Genomic DNA, 19,227 nt, shown 5'->3' with positions numbered 1-19,227 from the left:
TCAAATGAGAGTATAGGAAATAGATATGAAGCGAGATGATTTGAAAATGAAAATAGATAAGATTAAAAAGCTACTGCTTGAGAATAATGTTCATATAGAGCAAGGCTTAAGCGATAGCGAAGTAAGAAAAATTGAGAAAATATATAATGTAAAATTTCCCCAGCAGTGGTTGGAATTTTATCAAAATATACTGCCTGTTTCAGAACGTTTTTATAACTGGAGAGATTTTTCAGTTGAAAACATAGCAGCTATAAAAGAAAGATTAGCGAGTCCTTATAATGGAATTTTGGAAAGTATTGATGAAATAGTTTGGGATATTTCCTGGGGACTAGAGCCTGCTAGAGTAGAAGAGAAAAATAAGAAAATAAGAAAAATGCTAGAATCAGCTCCCTCTCTAATTCCTTTATATGGGCATCGTTTTCTTCCAATATTTGAAAATAAGGAAATGCCCGTTTTATCTATTGTAGATTTAGATATTATCTATTATGGAATGGATTTGTATGATTATTTTGAGGTTGAATTCGGACATAAGCGACTTGTATCTGACTCAAAAAAATATAAAGAAGTTCCTTTCTGGACAAGTAATTTTTATTGAGTAAGTTTGTTCAGATGGATTCTAAAATTAAAAAGTTGAGTTTAGTCCCTTAATAACTGTTCGATATAACGAAGATGATTATTGAGATGGGGTTAGATTTGCAAGATAAAAAAATGCTTTACTCGAATTATTGGAAAGGTTTAGACTAATGTTTTATCAATTAAAATATGATATGGATCTTGTAGATAAGGTTATTGAAAAAAAGAAATGCTATATTTATGGGGATGGTAATAATATCAATGACATCGAATATGAAAATTATCCTAAAGGTAGATTTCATACAATAATATATTCTGAAAAGAAAGTAGAGTCGTGGCCAAATGTAGAATTCTATTATAATTCATTGGAGATGACAGAGGAAAGTGATTACTTAGGTAATATTGATTCATGGCCTATATTTAGAAAGAATGTAGTAAAAATACTAAAAAAAGAATACCCCAATTTAGAATTTTATCCTGTAAAATTAATTGATGTAGCTACTGGAAGCATCAATACAAATTATTTTGTTTTACATGTTCTCTGTGTAATTGATGCATTTGATATGAAAAATAGTAAATACCGTTATAATGAGAAATACGATGTTTATTTTTTCGAACCCAAAGGAGAAAGAATAGACTCCTTAAAGTGTCAAGGAGTAGATGTTTTTCGCGCTTCGAAAAACTTTACTGTGATATATGTATCAGAGAAATTTCGTCAAATGGTTATGAAACATAAGTGGACTGGTTTTGCATTCTATAGAGTTGCTGAAGATAATGAGGAACAAGAATATATAGAAAAACATGGTATATATGAATAATAGTCAGTTAGGTTCCTACTCCAAAAATGAAGAAGTCCATTGACAGAAAGGAGACCTGCACCCTAAAAGTTAGAATAAAAAATCTAGCTTTCAGGGTGTTTTTATGAAATTTTGAAGTATTACTCTACTCTTTATAATTATCAAAAAATCACATTTACAGAATACATTGGAACATGTCTGTGATCCCAACAAGAGTTCAGCAAAGAAGCTAGTGAGCAGTTAGCTAAACATGGCGATGAAGTAGCTAAAGGTGCGAAAGAGGCTGCAGAACAAGTTGGTAAACATACCAAGGAAGAGTTTGGTGAGAAAGCAGTTGAAAACATTTCAAGAGATTTAAGTGAGCCTCAAAGCCGTTTTATCGGTAAGCTTAGAGGTGAGGATGTTACTTTACCTGATATAGAAATGAAGAAAATAAATTATGTGAAACATGATAGAAGTGTTCTAAAAGAATTAAGAAATGATTTTAATAAGTCTGTTCGAAAAGATTTTTTGGAATCAATTTCATCAGATATTAAAAATTTGAAATCTCATGGGCTTAGTGAAACAGATATTCAAAAGTTGAAAGATGGATTTGTGCAGAAAGGTTATCAAGTGCACCATGAATTGCCACTTGATGATAGCGGAACTAATGACTTTAGCAACTTGGTCTTGATAAAGAATGCCCCTTACTATAAAGTTATTACCAATTATCAAAACAGTATTGCTAGAACAATGAAAATAGATGATAGTAAGGAAGTTTTGTGGCCAATCATAGGAAGGACATATATAATTAGTGAGGTAAATAAATGTGGTTTGAACTTTTAGAAAAAATAGAAAAAATTGAATCTGGTTATGGAGAAAAGTTAAATTCTCCAATTGATTTAGAGAAAATTAAATCTCTTAGTCAAAATGAAACAAACGAAGTTAAGACATTCATGGAGCAAGAATATTCACGATTTTTAACAAAAGTAAATGGTCTTGATTTTAATGGGTGTGTTCTTTATGGTTTAAAAGCAGACGATAGTTGTTCTTCAGAGATTTATGATTTCTTTGAGTATAATAAAATTTGGCATGAAGTTGAAGAAAATAAACAGTTTGTTTTTATTGGAGAGAACAATATTAGTTGGTTTGTATATAATCCTAGTAACAATGATTATTTAGAACTAGATATGCCATCCGCGGATGTAGTAGAGAAATTTAATTCTTTAGATGATTTGCTTGAAAGTTTTCTTTCAGATGCTATTGAATATGCCTCTTAAAAAGATAGGTAAAGTATGATAAATAATTTTCCAATGGTAGATATGGAAGCCTTTCAGCAGGAATATAATGGAAATAGTTTGCTTGGATAAAAGACCACCTTGAGGTGGTCTTTTATGGTTTATCAAACCTTATATATATATTGTTTGTGGCATACTAGAACCATAATGAAGCGTGAAAAGGAAATCAGTAGCAAGCCAAATCGGAGGATAACATGGAAAAATAAATTAATGAGGAAATTATCGAAATCATGTATTAAGTAAATGAGATGATTTGTATATTATATATTCGAGATAACAAAATAGGCTCCATAATTCCTACAGTAGTTTTACTCACTACAGAATTATAGAGCTTTTATTTTTGAACTCGATGATAAACCTGAGTATAATATTATAGCTATTTTCCTGCTATCTATTAGACCAGGTTCTTGGTAGGAATAGAAGCAGGATAGGATAGATTTCTAAACGTCCTGCAATCATGGCAAGAGAGAGGAGGAATTTAGAAAATGGGCTATAGATAGAGAAGGTCTCGGTTGTCCCAATCATTGGTCCGATATTATTGAAACAGCTGATGACAGCACTGGTAACAGTCATTAGATTGTTATTGTCCAGACTGATGATGAAAATCAAAGCTGCGATAATCAAAATATAAACTGCCAAATATTTAAGAACCTTGTGTTGGGTATCTTTATCCAAAACAGCGCCGTTGATATGCATGGTTAGAACGCGGTTTGGCGAAAGTGTGGAAAGGATTTGGTTTTTAGCGATGCGGCCGATGATAATGGCACGGATCACTTTGAAACCGCCAGCGGTGGAGCCAGCAGAACCTCCTAGACACATGAGCAGCAGCAGAATGATTTGTGAGAAGAGAGGCCACTGTACGGTATCTCCATAGCCGAATCCTGTCGTAGTAATGATGTTGGAAACTTGGAAAAATGAAATTTCTAAGCTTTTTGCAAATTCCCCGTAAACATGGAGAACATTGAAGCTAATCAAAATAGTGGCAGTGAGGACAATCCAGAGATAGCCTTTCAACTCCTCGTCATGAAAACAGGCTTTAAATCTTCGAATCAAGAGATAATAGTAGAGATTGAAGTTCACCCCAAAGGTCAGAACGCCAAAGCTGACAAGGTAGGTGATTAGCGAACTGTTGTAGTGGGCAATTCCGTCGTTAAAGACAGTGAAGCCTCCCGTACCAGCTGTTCCCATTGCGATGACGATACTATCAAAGAGTGGCATGCCGGCAAGGAAATAAAGAAAAGTAAAAAGGGCAAAGAGCGCTAGATAGATAATATATAGAATCTGGGCGGTGTTTCTTAATTTCGACACAACCTTACCAAAGACTGGTCCAGGAACTTCCGCTTTCATGACCTCTAAGTGGCCATTTTTGGCATTGTCCATGATAGCTAAGGCAAAGACCAGCACCCCCATTCCTCCAATCAAGTGGGTAAAACTACGCCAAAAGAGGAGGGAGTGGGAAAGGACAGATACATCATTTAAAATCGTAGCACCAGTAGTGGTAAAGCCAGAGCTAACTTCAAAGAAAGCATCAATTAGATTAGGAATCTGACCAGAAAAGACAAAAGGCAGAGCGCCAAAGAAGGACCAGAGAATCCAGCAAAGGGCAACAATCAGTACCCCTTCCTTGGTGTAAATGTGGGCATCCTTAGGCTTAAAGGCTGAACCTAATCCACCCAAAATCACTAAAATAATCATTGTCGCGCCGATCGAAAGGAAGACTTTAAGATCTTCACGGTAGATCAGGGCAACGATTGTTGGAACCAACAAGAGAGCTGCTTCGATGAGCAGGAGTTTGGAGAGGAGAAAGCGAATCATAGGTCTATTCATGGGGCTACCTCTCTAACAAATCGTAAATCTTATCGATGTTTTGAATCAAGGTTGTCACGATGATCTTATCTCCGACTTCCAAATAGTCATCTCCACTTGGGAAGATGGCTACGCCTTGACGAATGATAGCAGCAATCAGCACCCCGCTCCTCAATTTGAGCTGAGAAAGAGGCTGTTCGACCATTTTATTTCCTTCGTTGATCTGGAATTGGAGCGTTTCAATCTGGCCATTTGCTACATGGTGCAAGGCTTCTAGGCTGGAGAATTGCGCGTTATTCCGTCCGCGGATAAAGTGCATAATGGTATCAACCGCAATCCCTTTTGGCGTGACAATACTTGCGAAGTCTTGATTGTCAATAATCTCGAGGAGACTTGTCCGGTTGATCTTGGTAATGTTTTTTTGAACGCCAAGATTGTTAAGGAACATTGAGGTGATGATATTCTCTTCATCGACGCCTGTCAGAGTAGCTATTGCATCGTAATGCGCAGCTCTTTCCTCGAGTAGAATATCTTTGGCTGTACCGTCTCCATTGACCACGTAGAGCTCAGGGAATTCTTGGCTGAAGAACTCTGCCCGCTGGCGATTGATCTCGACGACCTTGAGCTCAATCTTGCTATTTTTGAGAATGTTTAATAGATAATAGGCAATCTTACCTGCCCCGATAATCATGAGGCTCTTGATGACTCTTGGCCGGATTTTATTGTGGAAGCGGACAATTTCTGAACGATTTCCAGTTAGGAAGATTTTATCAGATGGCTGCAAGGTGAAATCCCCATCTGGAATACTGAGTTTGCCCTCTCTCTCAATAGCACAGATAATAACGTGGGGGAAATGCTTCCTAAATTGCGAGAGATTCATTTGGCAGAGATAGCTTTCTGGCTTGATTTTGAACTCCATCAAGGTCACTCGGCCATTGGCAAAATGCTCCAATGACAGTGCATTAGGAAAATCAATAATATTGGCAATATAACGAGCAGCTAGGAGTTCAGGATTGACCATCAGAGAGAAGCCTAGAATATTTTTTTCTTTAAAATAAGCATTAGAGTATTCAGGATTTCTCACGCGGACAATGGTTTCTTTGGCCCCCATTTTCTTTGCGAGAACGGCTGAAACCATGTTAACCTCATCCTGCTCAGTCATGGCAATAAAGATATCGCAGTGGGCAACATCTGCCTGCTCCAAGATTTTAAAATTCGCACCATTTCCAACGATGCCCATAATATCGTAACGTTTTGTAATATGATTTAGAACAGCTTCATTTTGTTCAATTAAAACGACATCATGCTTTTCAGCAACGAGCGAGCGACAAAGGGCGGCTCCGACCTTCCCGCTTCCGACGACGATAATTTTCATATTATTCCTCCCGAATATGTATCTATCATACCTTTTTTTATATAAAATTTCATCTATAAATCTCAATAAAGTCGTTTTTTACAGAATAGTAAGCTGTTTCAAAAGAAATCCTATAAAAATCTCACTTTTTGAGGTCATTTTTATTGACTTGTCGGAAGAAAATGATATACTAGGAAAGTACCCTCATTGATTTACATCAAACCTGTTGTGATGTAAGTTAATGATGCCTTAACCACGCTGTTTGCTGAGCTTGACTCCGGGCAGTGTGGCTATTTTTTTATTCTAATGAAAATCAGGAAAAAATCATGTCACAGCAAAATCACATCGTCCTTTTTGAACCACAAATTCCACAGAATACCGGCAATATCGCTCGTACTTGTGCAGCGACCAATTCTCCCCTCCATATCATCAAGCCCATGGGCTTTCCCATTGATGACCGTAAGATGAAGCGGGCTGGACTGGATTATTGGGATAAGCTGGATATTAGCTTCTATGAGAGTCTAGATGACTTTATGGAGCAGATGGACGGACGGCTCTATCTGATTTCTAAGTTTGCCGAGAAGGTCTACTCGGAGGAGAATTTCGTAGCAGAAGGACCACATTATTTCATGTTTGGTCGTGAAGATAAAGGCTTGCCTGAGGAATTTATGCGCCAGCATCCAGAAAAGGCTTTACGCATTCCCATGAATGACCAGCACGTCCGCAGCTTAAATGTCTCTAATACAGTCTGTATGATAGTCTACGAAGCCCTACGCCAACAGAACTTTGCTGGACTGGACTTGGTGCATGAATACGAAGCGGATAAGTTGAAGTAAAAGAAAAATAGTTGAATTGAAATAATATTTATTACATCAATCAAAAAGCTTGCTCTGGCAGGCTTTTTTTGTTATGATAAGAGTGTCTTCAGGGCAGGGTGTGATTCCCGACCGGCGGTAAATTTGACGCGGAAATAATCTTTTTCTTTTATACTTTGTTGACAAGCTTTGCCTAACTCTAGTTATGCCTTCAGCTTGTCGCCTCGTCTAAAAGAAAAATCTTTATTTCCTCAATGTTGACTCAAGTCCGCGAGCGAAAGCTGATGTGGTGCGATTCCACAACCGACAGTATAGTCTGGATGGGAGAAGACGAAAGGCGTTATTGCCTGGCCGGTTGGTCGTTTTAATTTTATTTTAAGGGGTATTTTATATACTCTTATAAATTCTGAAAGGATTTTTCGGGCCTTGTGTTAGCAGCCTTCCAGCTTCTCTAATTTTTATAAATTGGAGGAACCTGTTATGACAAATACGCGCAAAATGGCGATAGTAGCGGCTCTATCTGCACTATCTTTCCTGCTCATGTTCTATCAAATCCCTTTGGTAGCCGAGTTTCTAAAATTGGATTTTTCGATTATTCCGATTTTATTAGCCTTGGTTCTCTTGGATTTTAAGAGTTCTGTAGCAGTTCTGCTCATCCGCTCTGTTTTAAAATTGTCCTTAAATGGTCATGGAGTGGAAACCTTGATCGGTTTGCCAATCAATATTGTGGCGATTCTGGTCTATGTCATCTTCTTTGCTCTTTTCTGGGAAAAGAAGAGAGATTTGATGAGCTACCTGCTTGCATCATTCCTAGGAATTCTTTCCTTGACTGCAAGTATGCTGGCGCTGAATGCTTTTTATGCCATCCCGCTTTATGCTCGTTTTGCAAACTTTGATATCGGTCAGATGATTGGTGTAAGTAAGTATCTGCTGACCATGATTGTCCCCTTTAACCTATTAGAAGGAGTGATCTGGGCGGTGGCTTTCTGGCTGATTTACACGCTTTTGACGCCCGTTCTAAAACGCTATGAAAAATAAACAATCTTATCTAACAAAGGGCTCTTTTGCCCTTTTACTTTTCGTCATACTAGGCTACATGGTCAAGTTTTATCCAGAGCAGCTGGTTGGCTTTGATAACCCTATTCAAACTTGGCTGCGGGGAGACTTGCCTGCCTTCTTGACGACATTTTTCAAACTAGTGACCAGTGTGATTGACCCACTAGGAATTATTATCTGGGTTTCTGCCCTTGTCCTATTTTTCCTTTATAAAAAATGGAAGTTGGAAGCTGCCTTGCTGGCGGGAAATCTGGTTTTACATGGGATTTTGATTAAGCTGATTAAACTCGTTTACCAAAGAAGTCGGCCTAGTATTTTGCACTTGGTCGAAGAGGGAGGCTATTCTTTCCCAAGTGGGCATGCCATGGCGACAGCCATTGTTCTTGGCACCTTGATTATCATTGTCCAGCAACGGATGCAAAATCAACAAATCAAACGTCTGGTACAGGGCTTGCTCTTGCTCTTTATCTTGACCATTATGGCATCCAGAGTCTATCTGGGCGTGCACTATCCGACAGATGTGATCGGAGGAGCCTTGATGGGCTTTGCCATTCTCAATATCGAATTTCCTTTTTATGACAAGCTGCGCTTTCAATGGCGTTTCAGGGGAAAGCAGAAATAAATAGAGATGAGAAAGGTTGGCTTTGCCAGCCTTTTTGTCTTGACAAAGGAGGCCTCTTCTTTTAAGATAGGAGCAAGTGAGATGAGGAGGAGGTTGTCCGTTTTGAATCCAGAAGTCATCAAGTTAGTTTTAGACATTGTGGATGTGATTCCTGCTGGGCGCGTGGCGACCTATGGCCAGATTGCTCGTTTGATTGAGCGGCCTAAAAACGCCCGTTTAGTCGGGAAGATTCTCAGCCAGTCGGAGCTTTATGATGGCAAGCATCCTTGCCATCGGGTGGTCAATGCGGCAGGGCGCCTCGCACCAGGCTGGGAAGACCAAGCACACTTGCTCTGGGCGGAAGGAGTGGACTTGAAGGCCAATGGCTTTGTGGACCTCAAGCATTATCAATGGGAGGCATGATTTTCTTCTTTCTTGGTGAAAGAGGAAATTTTTGTTTCTAGGATCCTTTTTGTGGTAGAATGGAAGGTATGAAATCTTACAATGCTTTGAACGATTATTATCGAAAACTTTTTGGAGAAAAGACCTTTAAGGTGCCTATTGATGCAGGCTTTGACTGTCCCAATCGGGATGGTACGGTAGCGCATGGAGGCTGTACTTTCTGTACTGTTTCGGGTTCTGGTGATGCCATCGTGGCGCCTGATGCGCCCATTCGCGAGCAGTTCTATAAGGAAATTGACTTTATGCACCGCAAGTGGCCAGATGTTCGCAAGTATCTGGTCTATTTCCAGAACTTCACCAATACCCATGAGAAGCTTGAGGTGATCCGTGATCGTTATGAGCAAGCCATTAACGAGCCAGGTGTCGTTGGACTCAATATCGGAACTCGGCCTGACTGTTTGCCCGACGAGACCATTGCCTACTTGGCTGACTTGTCTGAGCGCATGCATGTTACTGTGGAGCTGGGCCTTCAGACTACCTATGAGGTGACCTCGGACCTTATCAATCGTGCCCATTCTTATGAGCTCTATGTGGAGACGGTCCAGCGAGTCCGTAGGCTTGCTCCCAAGGCGGAGATTGTCTCTCACTTGATTAACGGCCTGCCGGGCGAAACCCATGAGATGATGCTGGAGAATGTCTGCCGCTGTGTGACGGACAATGACATTCAGGGAATTAAACTTCACTTACTTCACTTGATGACCAATACCCGCATGCAACGGGATTATCATGAGGGGCGACTGCAACTGCTCAGTCAGGAGGAGTATGTCTCCATCGTCTGTGACCAGCTGGAGATTATCCCCGAGCATATCGTCATCCACCGCATCACAGGCGATGCTCCGCGAGATATGTTGATTGGCCCTATGTGGAGCCTCAATAAATGGGAAGTTCTCAATGCCATCGAGGCAGAAATGCGTCGTCGTGGCAGCAAGCAAGGCTGTAAAGCAAAGGAGCAGAGATTCGTATGTTAAGACCCTTACAGATGGCTCATGCCTTTTTGGCTGAAGTCGTGACCAGGGAAGATGTCGTTGTGGATGCCACTATGGGCAATGGGCATGACACCCTCTTTCTGGCTCAGTTGGCCAAGCAAGTCTATGCTTTTGACATTCAGCAGCAGGCTGTGGAAAAGACCCGCCAGCGCTTGGCAGAAGCTGGCTTGGACAATGCTCAGCTAATCTTGGCTGGCCATGAGAGTCTGGACCAATACACAGACCATTTCAAGGCTGCTATTTTTAATCTGGGGTACCTGCCTTCGGCGGACAAGTCTGTCATTACCCGACCCGATACGACGCTGGAAGCTTTGGAAAAGGTCTGCCAATGTTTAGTAAAAGGCGGACGTGCAGCTATCATGATTTACTACGGGCATGAAGGTGGTGAAGTTGAAAAAGATGCGGTGCTAGACTTTGTCAGTCAGCTGTCCCAGCAGGACTTTACTGTTGCCCTCTACAAGACCATCAATCAGATTAATAATCCGCCTTTCTTGGTTATGATTGAGAAATTAAAAGAAAAATAAGGATTCCAAAGTTTTAAAAACTTTCTAAGGAATCATTTGGAGAAAAAATGGACAAGCAATATTTGCATGAAAAATTAGCTGGCTTACGAAACAAATACGTCGAGTCTGCCAATGAAGAAACGACTGTTGGCCTTTTGGACGAGGCCAAAATGAATAAAAAAATGCTGCGAATCAAGAAAAAATTGGTAAATTTAGAGATGGAGCGCTGCCAAAAGATGATTGAGCACCGCGACCTATCCAAAATCGATCAAAAGATTTCAGCGCAAAAAGAATTGTTTAAAGAGTGCTGCCAGCAAAGATAAAGGAGGTTCAAAGTGGAAATCCTTCTCTACACGATTGTTTTTTTGCTCTTATTGGTTGTATCGAATGTGACCAACCGCTTGCTGCCCCAGCTTCCTTTACCTCTAGTGCAAATTGTGCTGGGAATTTCGCTTGGTTTTCTCCTTCCTCAGGGGAAATTTCATTTAGATACAGAGCTATTTTTGGCCTTGGTAATTGGGCCATTGCTCTTTCGGGAGGCTGAGGAAAGCAATATTACCAGTATTCTCAAGCACTGGCGAATCATTTTGTATTTGATTTTTCCAGTTATCTTTATTTCAACGCTTGGTTTGGGCTATCTGGCTCATCTTCTCTGGGCTGCTTTGCCCTTGGCGGCCTGCATTGCCGTAGGAGCTGCTTTGGGTCCAACAGACCTGGTTGCCTTTGCTTCCCTATCAGAACGTTTTTCCTTCCCCAAGCGGGTGGAAAATATCCTAAAAGGAGAGGGATTGCTCAACGATGCGTCTGGTCTAGTTGCTTTTCGTGTGGCTCTTTTGGCCTGGACTACAGGAAGTTTTTCCCTAGGAAAAGCTAGTATTTCCTTAGTTCTTTCCATTATTGGAGGATTTGCTGTTGGGATGGCCAGCGCAGCTCTTAATCGCTGGTTGCATAAACTGTTGATGAGTGCCCAAGTATCAGATATTGCTAGTGAGCTCTTGCTGGAGCTGAGCCTACCCTTGGTTACCTTCTTTTTAGCAGAAGAAATCCATGTTTCAGGGATTATCGCAGTGGTCGTCGCAGGTATCTTTAAGGCTAGCCGCTTCAAGCGGATAACGCTTCTGGAAGCCCAAGTGGATTCGGTTACAGAAACCATCTGGAATACAGTGAACTTTATGCTCAATGGCTCTGTCTTTATCATTTTAGGGATCGAACTGGAGATGATTGCAGAGCCAATCTTAAAGAGTCCGATTTACGATAATCTCTTGCTACTCGTGAGCATTGTCCTTCTGACTTTCCTACTCTTTGCCCTTCGGTTTGTCATGCTGTTCACTTTTTACTTCATTCGAATCAGAAGATTGCACAAGAATGTTGGAAACTACCTGAAGGAAATGCTGCTGCTGACCTTTTCAGGTGTCAAAGGAACCGTCTCCATTGCGACTATTCTTTTGATTCCGAGTCAGTTGGAGCAAGATCATCCTTTGTTGCTTTTCTTGGTAGCAGGTGTGACCTTTCTTAGCTTTCTGACGGGTTTACTCACACTTCCTCATCTGTCTGAGGAAAGAGAAGAAGAAAACGAGCACCTCATGCACATTGCTATTTTAAATGAAGTGGTGAGTGAGCTGGAAGCAGGCCTCAAGCAAACCAAGGCTAAGGCACCTCTCTATGCGGCTATTGACAATTACCATGGTCGTATCGAAAACCTAATCCTTGAACAGGAAGACAAGGCCACTCAGCGAGACTTGGCGGCTCTGAAATTATTGATTTTGAGTATCGAAAATGATGGTTTAGAGCAAGCTTTTGAGGAAGGAAAAATCAGCGATCGTGGCTATCATCTTTATCAGCGTTACCTACATAATATTGAGCAGGGCATCAATCGAAACTTAGTTTCTCGATTTACCTATATGTTTCTCGTTACACTGCGCGTATTGCGCATGTTGCTCCATGAAATCGTCACCCTTGGTGCTAGATGGCGCTCTTGGAGGCAAGGTGGAGCTAAGTATCTAACTGCTGAGGATATGGAGGATATAGCAGAGCTTTATCTGTCCAATACCGAAGTCATTATCGAAAGTTTGGAACATCTAAAAGGCATCTATAAGCCTTCTCTAATTACTTTTTTGCAGGAATCTCGACTAAGGGAAACGGAGATCATCGGTAGTGGTGCCTTCGTCGAGCGTGTTATTGCGCGATTCAAGCCCAATAATATCTCAGAAATGATCTGGGGCTATTATTTGGAGAGAAAAATTATCTTTGAATATGAGAAAAAGAAATTGATCTCAAGTAGCTATGCTAAACGCCTGCGCCAAAATGTCAATAATTTAGAAAATTACTCACTGAAAGAAAGAGCCAATACTCTACCTTATGATATGGTTAATTACGCTAGAGAGCGCTAGAAGATAAGGCTATCCAGTGAGCTCCACTAAAAATTAAATAGATGCAAAAAAGAGAACGGAATGCTTTATCCGTTCTCTTCTTGCTTTGTTTTTAAAAGTTTATCAAGACGCAGAGCTAAAATCAGTTAGCTTTGGCTTTCATCCAGCTTGGTTTTTTCTGCTTCAGCCTTTTTGGCTGACTTGATGAGAATTTTTCCATTGCTAGTCATGATAGCTTTGAGATCTTTTTCGCTTGGATTTTCCAGATAGAAGTCAGTAATAGCATCTTCGATATGGTCCTGAATGGTACGGCGCAGTGGGCGAGCACCCATTTTCGGATCGTAGCCAAGATCAACCAATTTTTCTTTGACTTTCTCTGTAACATCCAGATGAATGTCGTTGGTTGCCAAGCGCTGGTTGACATCGTCCAGCATGAGGTTGACGATCTGCAGCAGATTGTCCTTGCTGAGTGGCTTGAATTCGATAATGCCGTCGAAGCGGTTCATAAACTCAGGACTGAAGAAGTTACCCAGCTCACCCAAGACGGAATTGGTACGGCCTTCACGAGCTGCCCCAAAGCCAACGCTGGCTTCAGCTTTGCCAGTTCCGGCATTGGATGTCATGATGATAATGGTGTCCTTGAAGCTGACAGTCCGACCTTGACCATCGGTCAGGCGGCCATCATCTAGAACCTGCAGGAACATGTGCATAACATCAGGATGTGCTTTTTCCACCTCATCCAGTAGAATGAGCGAGTAGGGATTGCGGCGGACGCGCTCAGTCAACTGACCCGCTTCCTCGTATCCGACGTAGCCTGGAGGCGCACCGACCAGCTTGGCCACGCTGTGTTTCTCCATATATTCACTCATATCAAAGCGAATCATGCTGTCAGCAGAGCCAAAGAGCTCAATGGCTAGTTGCTTAGACAGCTCAGTCTTACCGACACCAGTTGGGCCAACAAAGAGGAAGCTGCCGATTGGGCGATTAGGACTTCCCAGTCCGACCCGGTTGCGGCGGATGGCCTTGGCAATCTTATCCACGGCATCATCTTGGCCGATGACATGAGCTTTTAAGTCGCTGGCGAGATTGACCAGTTGAGACTGTTCTTTCTCTTTGAGGTCGCCTACGGGGATATTGGTTTTTTGCTCTACAATGTGCTCAATGGTTTTCTCGCTGATAATTGGAATATCGTTATCCAGCACGCTCGTCTTCTGAAGTTCCTTGTATTTGGCAATCTGGTCACGGAAGTAAGCCGCCTTCTCGAAATCTTCGTCACGAGTGGCCTGAGCCTTGAGGTTTTCGGCCTCAATCAGCCGCTGGTCAATAACCTTAGGATCAACAAAGTTGAGGGTCAGATTCATCTTAGAGCCAGCTTCATCCAAGAGGTCGATAGCCTTGTCTGGCAGGAAGCGGTCTTGGATGTAGCGGTTGGAGAGAAGTGCCGCAGCTTCAATGGCCGCATCTGTGTACTTGACGTGATGGTAGTCTTCGTATTTTTTCTGAATCCCTTTGAGGATGGTGATTGTTTCTTCTACTGTTGGCTCATCTACCTTAACGGGCTGCATGCGGCGTTCGAGGGCTGCATCCTTCTCGATGATACGGTATTCATTGAGGGTAGTCGCTCCAACCATTTGGAGTTCTCCGCGAGCCAAAGCTGGTTTGAGAATGTTTCCAGCGTCCATATTGCCATCGCCAGCAGATCCAGCTCCTACGATTTCATGGATTTCATCAATAAAGAGAATGACATCTTGACGAGAACGAATCTCGTCCATGAGCTTCTGCATCCGCTCTTCAAATTGACCACGGATACCAGTCCCTTGTACTAGACTGACAACATCTAGGCGGATAACTTCCTTGCCTTGGAGTTTGTGAGGTACATCCCCATCTACGATTTTCTGGGCCAAGCCTTCGACCACAGCTGTTTTTCCGACACCGGGCTCTCCGATAAGGACAGGATTGTTCTTGGTGCGGCGGTTGAGGATTTCAATAACACGAGTAATCTCTTCGTCCCGACCGATGACAGGGTCAATTTCTCCTTTACGGGCGATCTCAGTCACATTGATACCAAACTCTTCTAGGAGACCTTTTGGCTTTTGCGGAGCCTGTTGGCGTGCTCCGCCTCCATGATTGGAATTGCCACCATAGCCACCGCCACCGTAGCCTCCTCCAGATTGAGTTGGCGGGATATTTGGATTTGGTTCTTGGGGTTGTTGGAAATTACCAAGACTGTTAAAGAAATCGTCAATAGGATCAATTCCTTGGTTGTTAGCCTGAGTCAGTCCTCGAAAAAGGCTATTGTTAGGGTCTGTCTTCATGATTTGGTAGCAGTTTTGACAAAGGTCAATCTGCTGTTTATTTCCGTTTACATTTGTATAGAGATGGATGGTTGATTCATTGATTTTACAATTTTGACAAAGCATATTCTACCTCTTTCTTTGGCCGTAGATCCACCTATTTTTAAATGGTCAAAAATAGTCAAAGTATTATAGTTTCATTATATCAGTATTCTTGCACAATGCAAGAATTTACTACAAAATCCTCCCTGAGACTGATTTTTTGAGAAATTATAGCGCGAAAAAGAGAAAAAAATGGTCTTTTACTGGTATTTCAGTTTCTTTTTATGGTAAAATAGGAGAGAAGCAAGTAAATAGGAGAAATAAAATGGAATCACATTTAGTTAGAATCATCAATCGTTTGGAAGCTATGGCCAAAGATGGTGGAAATTTAAAACGTAATTTTGAACGTGAAGGAGTGGTTGTTGCCGAAGTGGCGTACAGCTACGACGAAGAAAATGGACCAATTTTTACTCTGCGTGATGTGGCAGCGCGTGAGACTTATACTTTCGATAGTATTGACTTGATTGCCATGGAAATTTATGAATTATTATACTAAAAAGCAGGGTTCTGCTTTTTTATTTTGCTTGTCAAGCTCAGTCTTTAATCTTATAACTTTATATAAGAAAAATGTATAAGTGGGACAGAAGGATTTCTGATATAATGAATAAATATAGTGAAAAAGAAATGAGAAAAGAATGGCAAATATTATTGACGGGAAAGCTTTAGCAGAAAAGCTTCAAGCGAAACTTGCTGAAAAAACAGCAAAACTAAAAGAAGAAACAGGTCAGGAACCAGGTTTAGTGGTGATTTTGGTGGGCGACAATCCAGCCAGTCAGGTTTATGTGAGAAATAAAGAGCGGTCTGCTCTAGCCGCTGGCTTTCGCAGTGAAGTTGTGCGCCTGCCCGAGTCAACGAGTCAGGAAGAATTGCTGACCTTGATTGCTAAATATAATCAGGATCCAGCTTGGCACGGAATCCTAGTCCAGCTTCCTTTGCCAGCCCACATTGATGACGAAGCAGTTCTATTAGCCATTGATCCAGACAAGGATGTAGATGGCTTTCATCCGACCAATATGGGGCGACTTTGGTCAGGGCATCCCTTGATGATCCCTTCTACACCAGCAGGAATCATGGAAATGTTCCGCGAATATAAGGTAGACTTGGAAGGCAAGAATGCGGTGGTGATTGGCCGTAGTAATATTGTCGGCAAACCTATGGCTCAGCTTCTGTTGTCTAAAAATGCGACCGTTACATTGACGCATTCAAGGACCCATCATTTAGCAAAAATTGCAAAGAAAGCTGATATTTTAGTGGTGGCGATCGGACGAGGACACTTTGTAACCAAGGACTTTGTCAAGGAGGGAGCTGTCGTTATTGACGTCGGCATGAACCGGGATGAAAATGGCAAGTTGATTGGCGATGTTAAATTTGACGAAGTGGCAGAAGTGGCTAGTCTTATTACTCCAGTTCCAAAGGGAGTCGGACCGATGACCATTACCATGCTAATGGAACAGACTTACCAGGCCTTTGTTAGAAGTTTGGAGAAATAATAGAAAAGTAGCATTTGGCTGATCAATTTTCTCTTTCAATTGTTTTTTTGTAATCTTGTCGCTAGAGGTATTAGACAAGAAACTATAGAGATAGGCTAAAGCGAGGCTGGGTCAAACGTTCCCCCTCGTTTTCTCATAGAAGAATCTAGCTTTTTTATAGGTAGTCTGCCTGATTTTTCTAAATTTTGAAAACATAAGAGAAAACTGTGAAAGCGTTTGAAATTGGTTGGAAAATACAGTATAATAAGATTAGAAAAAGAAACTAGAGGAGGCTTCTCATGGCAGTAAAAGATTTTATGACACGCAAGGTTGTATACATTAGCCCAGACACAACGATTGCGCATGCGGCAGATATTATGCGCGACCAAAAATTGCACCGCTTGCCCGTGATTGAAAATGATAAACTGGTGGGCCTTGTGACAGAAGGAACAATCGCAGAAGCAAGTCCATCAAAGGCAACGAGCCTATCTATTTATGAAATGAACTATCTTCTGAATAAAACCAAGGTAAAAGATGTGATGATTCACGATGTCGTTACGATTTCCCAGTATGCTAGTCTGGAAGATGCGACTTATTTGATGCTGAAAAATAAAATTGGAATCTTACCAGTTGTTGACAATGAGCAGGTCTATGGAATCATTACGGATCGCGACATTTTCAAAGCTTTTCTAGAAGTTTCTGGTTATGGCGAAAAGGGCGTTCGGATGCGCTTTGTCACAGAAGACGAGGTTGGTGTCCTATCGCATATTATCGCCTTGCTTGTCGAAGAAAACCTCAATATTTCAAACACAGTCAATATTCCTCGTAAGGACGGTAAAGTTGTCATTGAGGTACAAATTGACGGAGATATTGACTTGGTTTCCTTGAAGTCCAAGTTTGAAGCACACAATATAAAAGTAGAAGATATTACCCGCACTAGCGCAAAAGTTTTATAAAGTTAGAGAGAGTGGGACAGAAATCGGTAATTCGTTAGAATTCGATTTCGTCGTCCCACCTCCGCACAGTTGAGTAGGGCTGTAAAAGCTGATGAAATCAGCGTAGTAGAGCCCACTCAACCACTGCGTCTTGCTCGACAATCCAAAGACAATTGAGAGGCTAGGACCTTTGTCCCAGCCTCTTTTATTTTCTTGCCAATTGGCTTCCTAAGATGGTATAATCAAGAAACTGCAATCAATGTAGAGGAGAAAAGATGAGTATTTTAGAAGTAAAAAATCTCAGCCACGGTTTTGGGGACCGGGCTATTTTTGAGGATGTATCCTTCCGTCTGCTCAAGGGAGAGCATATCGGTCTGGTTGGTGCCAACGGTGAAGGGAAGTCAACCTTTATGAGCATTGTGACGGGCAAAATGCTGCCGGACGAAGGGAAGGTCGAGTGGTCCAAGTATGTGACGGCTGGCTATCTGGACCAGCATGCAGTTTTGGAGCAAGGTCAATCTGTCCGTGATGTTTTGCGTACGGCATTTGACGAGCTTTTCAAGACCGAGGCTCGTATCAATGAAATCTATATGAGCATGGCTGAGGATGGAGCCGACGTTGATGCTCTGATGGAAGAAGTGGGCGAGCTGCAGGACCGCTTGGAGAGCCGGGATTTCTATACGCTAGATGCCAAGATTGACGAGGTCGCACGGGCTCTGGGTGTCATGGACTACGGTATGGAAAGCGATGTGACGGAGCTATCTGGTGGGCAGCGGACCAAGGTTCTTTTGGCTAAGCTGCTTCTGGAAAAACCGGATATCCTGCTCTTGGACGAGCCAACCAACTATCTAGATGCGGAGCATATTGACTGGCTCAAGCGCTACCTCCAAAACTATGAAAACGCCTTTGTCCTGATCTCCCACGATATTCCTTTCTTGAATGATGTGATCAATATCGTCTACCATGTGGAAAATCAGCAGTTGACCCGCTATTCTGGGGATTATTACCAGTTCTTAGAAGTCTATGAGATGAAAAAATCTCAGCTGGAAGCCGCCTATGAACGCCAGCAGAAGGAAATTGCAGACCTCAAGGATTTTGTGGCCCGCAATAAAGCTCGTGTAGCGACCCGTAATATGGCCATGTCACGTCAGAAAAAGCTGGATAAGATGGACATTATTGAGCTGCAAAGTGAGAAACCAAAGCCTTCCTTTGATTTCAAGTCTGCTCGCACGCCTGGTCGTTTTATCTTCCAAGCCAAGGACTTGCAGATTGGGTATGACCGTCCACTGACCCAGCCTCTTAATCTTACCTTTGAGCGCAATCAGAAGGTGGCCATCATCGGAGCAAACGGGATTGGGAAAACAACCCTACTCAAGAGTTTGCTAGGGATTATCCCGCCTATCGCAGGTCAAGTCGAACGCGGGGACTATCTGGAGCTGGGTTATTTCGAGCAGGAAGTCGAAGGCGGCAATCGTCAGACACCACTGGAAGTAGTTTGGAATGCCTTTCCGGCCCTTAATCAGGCAGAAGTCCGAGCGGCTCTGGCCAGATGTGGTCTGACTTCCAAGCACATCGAGAGCCAGATTCAGGTTCTTTCAGGTGGCGAGCAAGCCAAGGTTCGACTTTGCCTCCTCATGAACCGAGAAAATAATGTTCTGGTGCTGGACGAGCCGACTAACCACTTGGATGTAGATGCCAAGGAAGAGCTCAAGCGCGCTTTGAAAGAATACAAGGGCAGCATCCTCATGGTCTGCCACGAGCCTGATTTCTATGAAGGCTGGATGGATCAGATCTGGGATTTCAATCAACTAACTTAAAAAGCTATTAA

19 protein-coding genes and 1 riboswitch are annotated in these 19,227 nt (G+C 42.1%); of the genes, 16 read left to right on the top strand and 3 right to left on the bottom strand.

Going from position 1 to position 19,227, the window contains the following annotated elements:
• The first annotated feature begins 25 nt into the window (after nucleotides 1–25).
• The 4 genes from ACWPVL_RS02680 (at nucleotide 26) to ACWPVL_RS02665 (ending at nucleotide 2,629) form a co-directional block, all read left to right on the top strand.
• Nucleotides 26–595, top strand: coding sequence for a hypothetical protein (locus tag ACWPVL_RS02680; RefSeq protein WP_454386670.1), 570 nt, complete (start codon nucleotides 26–28; stop codon nucleotides 593–595).
• Between the two features lie 148 nt (nucleotides 596–743).
• Entirely contained in the window at nucleotides 744–1,391 is a 648-nt protein-coding gene (locus ACWPVL_RS02675) for an imm11 family protein (RefSeq protein WP_061422405.1), read from the top strand.
• A 402-nt stretch (nucleotides 1,392–1,793) separates the two neighbouring features.
• Entirely contained in the window at nucleotides 1,794–2,195 is a 402-nt protein-coding gene (locus tag ACWPVL_RS02670) for a hypothetical protein (protein ID WP_454386668.1), read from the top strand.
• Nucleotides 2,177–2,629 carry a YrhA family protein gene (locus ACWPVL_RS02665; protein WP_454386666.1) on the top strand — a complete coding sequence of 151 codons (453 nt, stop codon included), beginning with the start codon at nucleotides 2,177–2,179 and terminating at the stop codon, nucleotides 2,627–2,629. The genes ACWPVL_RS02670 and ACWPVL_RS02665 overlap by 19 nt, the downstream gene beginning before the upstream one ends.
• Nucleotides 2,630–3,034: 405 nt before the next feature.
• Here the strand turns inward: ACWPVL_RS02665 and ACWPVL_RS02660 are convergent, their stop codons facing one another.
• Nucleotides 3,035–4,474, bottom strand: a complete 1,440-nt coding sequence (locus tag ACWPVL_RS02660; protein WP_454386664.1) for a TrkH family potassium uptake protein — start codon at nucleotides 4,472–4,474, stop codon at nucleotides 3,035–3,037.
• Between the two features lie 4 nt (nucleotides 4,475–4,478).
• Complete coding sequence (gene trkA / locus ACWPVL_RS02655) at nucleotides 4,479–5,828, bottom strand: Trk system potassium transporter TrkA (protein ID WP_062122652.1); 1,350 nt, start codon at nucleotides 5,826–5,828, stop codon at nucleotides 4,479–4,481.
• Between the two features lie 305 nt (nucleotides 5,829–6,133).
• Here trkA and ACWPVL_RS02650 point away from each other — a divergent pair, with 305 nt between their 5' ends.
• The 8 genes from ACWPVL_RS02650 (at nucleotide 6,134) to ACWPVL_RS02615 (ending at nucleotide 12,620) form a co-directional block, all read left to right on the top strand.
• The gene (locus ACWPVL_RS02650; protein ID WP_454386661.1) at nucleotides 6,134–6,643 is read left to right on the top strand and encodes a tRNA (cytidine(34)-2'-O)-methyltransferase; all 510 of its coding nucleotides are present in this window, start codon (nucleotides 6,134–6,136) and stop codon (nucleotides 6,641–6,643) included.
• A gap of 80 nt (nucleotides 6,644–6,723) precedes the next feature.
• A riboswitch (FMN riboswitch) is annotated at nucleotides 6,724–6,958 on the top strand.
• Between the two features lie 144 nt (nucleotides 6,959–7,102).
• Entirely contained in the window at nucleotides 7,103–7,660 is a 558-nt protein-coding gene (locus ACWPVL_RS02645; RefSeq protein ID WP_062004384.1) for an ECF transporter S component, read from the top strand.
• The gene (locus ACWPVL_RS02640; protein WP_454386659.1) at nucleotides 7,650–8,300 is read left to right on the top strand and encodes a phosphatase PAP2 family protein; all 651 of its coding nucleotides are present in this window, start codon (nucleotides 7,650–7,652) and stop codon (nucleotides 8,298–8,300) included. The genes ACWPVL_RS02645 and ACWPVL_RS02640 overlap by 11 nt, the downstream gene beginning before the upstream one ends.
• Before the next feature lie 102 nt (nucleotides 8,301–8,402).
• A complete protein-coding gene (locus tag ACWPVL_RS02635; protein ID WP_454386657.1) occupies nucleotides 8,403–8,702 on the top strand; it encodes an MGMT family protein in 300 nt (99 codons plus the stop codon).
• A gap of 59 nt (nucleotides 8,703–8,761) precedes the next feature.
• Nucleotides 8,762–9,709 carry a TIGR01212 family radical SAM protein gene (locus ACWPVL_RS02630; RefSeq protein ID WP_454386655.1) on the top strand — a complete coding sequence of 316 codons (948 nt, stop codon included), beginning with the start codon at nucleotides 8,762–8,764 and terminating at the stop codon, nucleotides 9,707–9,709.
• Nucleotides 9,703–10,251, top strand: coding sequence for a tRNA (mnm(5)s(2)U34)-methyltransferase (locus ACWPVL_RS02625; protein WP_454386653.1), 549 nt, complete (start codon nucleotides 9,703–9,705; stop codon nucleotides 10,249–10,251). The genes ACWPVL_RS02630 and ACWPVL_RS02625 overlap by 7 nt, the downstream gene beginning before the upstream one ends.
• Before the next feature lie 47 nt (nucleotides 10,252–10,298).
• Nucleotides 10,299–10,553, top strand: coding sequence for a hypothetical protein (locus ACWPVL_RS02620; protein ID WP_125378818.1), 255 nt, complete (start codon nucleotides 10,299–10,301; stop codon nucleotides 10,551–10,553).
• A gap of 12 nt (nucleotides 10,554–10,565) precedes the next feature.
• Nucleotides 10,566–12,620, top strand: a complete 2,055-nt coding sequence (locus ACWPVL_RS02615; protein WP_454386650.1) for a cation:proton antiporter — start codon at nucleotides 10,566–10,568, stop codon at nucleotides 12,618–12,620.
• 125 nt (nucleotides 12,621–12,745) lie between these two features.
• On the opposite strand, the gene ACWPVL_RS02610 is transcribed toward ACWPVL_RS02615, so the two are convergent.
• Nucleotides 12,746–15,019, bottom strand: a complete 2,274-nt coding sequence (locus ACWPVL_RS02610) for an AAA family ATPase (protein ID WP_454386648.1) — start codon at nucleotides 15,017–15,019, stop codon at nucleotides 12,746–12,748.
• Between the two features lie 241 nt (nucleotides 15,020–15,260).
• On the opposite strand from ACWPVL_RS02610, the gene ACWPVL_RS02605 reads away from it, so the two are divergent.
• The 4 genes from ACWPVL_RS02605 (at nucleotide 15,261) to ACWPVL_RS02590 (ending at nucleotide 19,216) form a co-directional block, all read left to right on the top strand.
• On the top strand, nucleotides 15,261–15,491 hold the full coding sequence (locus tag ACWPVL_RS02605) for a DUF1797 family protein (protein WP_005592360.1): 231 nt from the start codon (nucleotides 15,261–15,263) through the stop codon (nucleotides 15,489–15,491).
• Between the two features lie 139 nt (nucleotides 15,492–15,630).
• Nucleotides 15,631–16,485: a bifunctional methylenetetrahydrofolate dehydrogenase/methenyltetrahydrofolate cyclohydrolase gene (locus ACWPVL_RS02600; protein WP_454386646.1), complete on the top strand. Its 855-nt coding sequence runs from the start codon at nucleotides 15,631–15,633 to the stop codon at nucleotides 16,483–16,485.
• A gap of 278 nt (nucleotides 16,486–16,763) precedes the next feature.
• Nucleotides 16,764–17,420, top strand: a complete 657-nt coding sequence (locus ACWPVL_RS02595) for a CBS domain-containing protein (protein ID WP_048763750.1) — start codon at nucleotides 16,764–16,766, stop codon at nucleotides 17,418–17,420.
• A 254-nt stretch (nucleotides 17,421–17,674) separates the two neighbouring features.
• Complete coding sequence (locus ACWPVL_RS02590) at nucleotides 17,675–19,216, top strand: ABC-F family ATP-binding cassette domain-containing protein (RefSeq protein ID WP_454386643.1); 1,542 nt, start codon at nucleotides 17,675–17,677, stop codon at nucleotides 19,214–19,216.
• Nucleotides 19,217–19,227: the final 11 nt, after the last annotated feature.

The organism is Streptococcus sp. Marseille-Q8145 (assembly GCF_965112035.1).
Note: the sequence above shows the minus strand (reverse complement) of the source record. Positions and strands in the feature narration are given on the sequence as shown.

What these genes read in the sequence shown, in the direction of transcription:
- ACWPVL_RS02670 (WP_454386668.1), top strand. Translation starts at nt 1,794, where the DNA reads ATGAAGAAAATAAATTATGTGAAACATGATAGAAGTGTTCTAAAAGAA.
- trkA (WP_062122652.1), bottom strand. Translation starts at nt 5,828, where the DNA reads ATGAAAATTATCGTCGTCGGAAGCGGGAAGGTCGGAGCCGCCCTTTGT.
- ACWPVL_RS02600 (WP_454386646.1), top strand. Translation starts at nt 15,631, where the DNA reads ATGGCAAATATTATTGACGGGAAAGCTTTAGCAGAAAAGCTTCAAGCG.
- ACWPVL_RS02610 (WP_454386648.1), bottom strand. Translation starts at nt 15,019, where the DNA reads ATGCTTTGTCAAAATTGTAAAATCAATGAATCAACCATCCATCTCTAT.
- ACWPVL_RS02675 (WP_061422405.1), top strand. Translation starts at nt 744, where the DNA reads ATGTTTTATCAATTAAAATATGATATGGATCTTGTAGATAAGGTTATT.
- ACWPVL_RS02650 (WP_454386661.1), top strand. Translation starts at nt 6,134, where the DNA reads ATGTCACAGCAAAATCACATCGTCCTTTTTGAACCACAAATTCCACAG.
- ACWPVL_RS02645 (WP_062004384.1), top strand. Translation starts at nt 7,103, where the DNA reads ATGACAAATACGCGCAAAATGGCGATAGTAGCGGCTCTATCTGCACTA.
- ACWPVL_RS02620 (WP_125378818.1), top strand. Translation starts at nt 10,299, where the DNA reads ATGGACAAGCAATATTTGCATGAAAAATTAGCTGGCTTACGAAACAAA.
- ACWPVL_RS02630 (WP_454386655.1), top strand. Translation starts at nt 8,762, where the DNA reads ATGGAAGGTATGAAATCTTACAATGCTTTGAACGATTATTATCGAAAA.
- ACWPVL_RS02590 (WP_454386643.1), top strand. Translation starts at nt 17,675, where the DNA reads ATGAGTATTTTAGAAGTAAAAAATCTCAGCCACGGTTTTGGGGACCGG.
- ACWPVL_RS02605 (WP_005592360.1), top strand. Translation starts at nt 15,261, where the DNA reads ATGGAATCACATTTAGTTAGAATCATCAATCGTTTGGAAGCTATGGCC.
- ACWPVL_RS02660 (WP_454386664.1), bottom strand. Translation starts at nt 4,474, where the DNA reads ATGAATAGACCTATGATTCGCTTTCTCCTCTCCAAACTCCTGCTCATC.
- ACWPVL_RS02625 (WP_454386653.1), top strand. Translation starts at nt 9,703, where the DNA reads ATGTTAAGACCCTTACAGATGGCTCATGCCTTTTTGGCTGAAGTCGTG.
- ACWPVL_RS02595 (WP_048763750.1), top strand. Translation starts at nt 16,764, where the DNA reads ATGGCAGTAAAAGATTTTATGACACGCAAGGTTGTATACATTAGCCCA.
- ACWPVL_RS02640 (WP_454386659.1), top strand. Translation starts at nt 7,650, where the DNA reads ATGAAAAATAAACAATCTTATCTAACAAAGGGCTCTTTTGCCCTTTTA.
- ACWPVL_RS02680 (WP_454386670.1), top strand. Translation starts at nt 26, where the DNA reads ATGAAGCGAGATGATTTGAAAATGAAAATAGATAAGATTAAAAAGCTA.
- ACWPVL_RS02665 (WP_454386666.1), top strand. Translation starts at nt 2,177, where the DNA reads ATGTGGTTTGAACTTTTAGAAAAAATAGAAAAAATTGAATCTGGTTAT.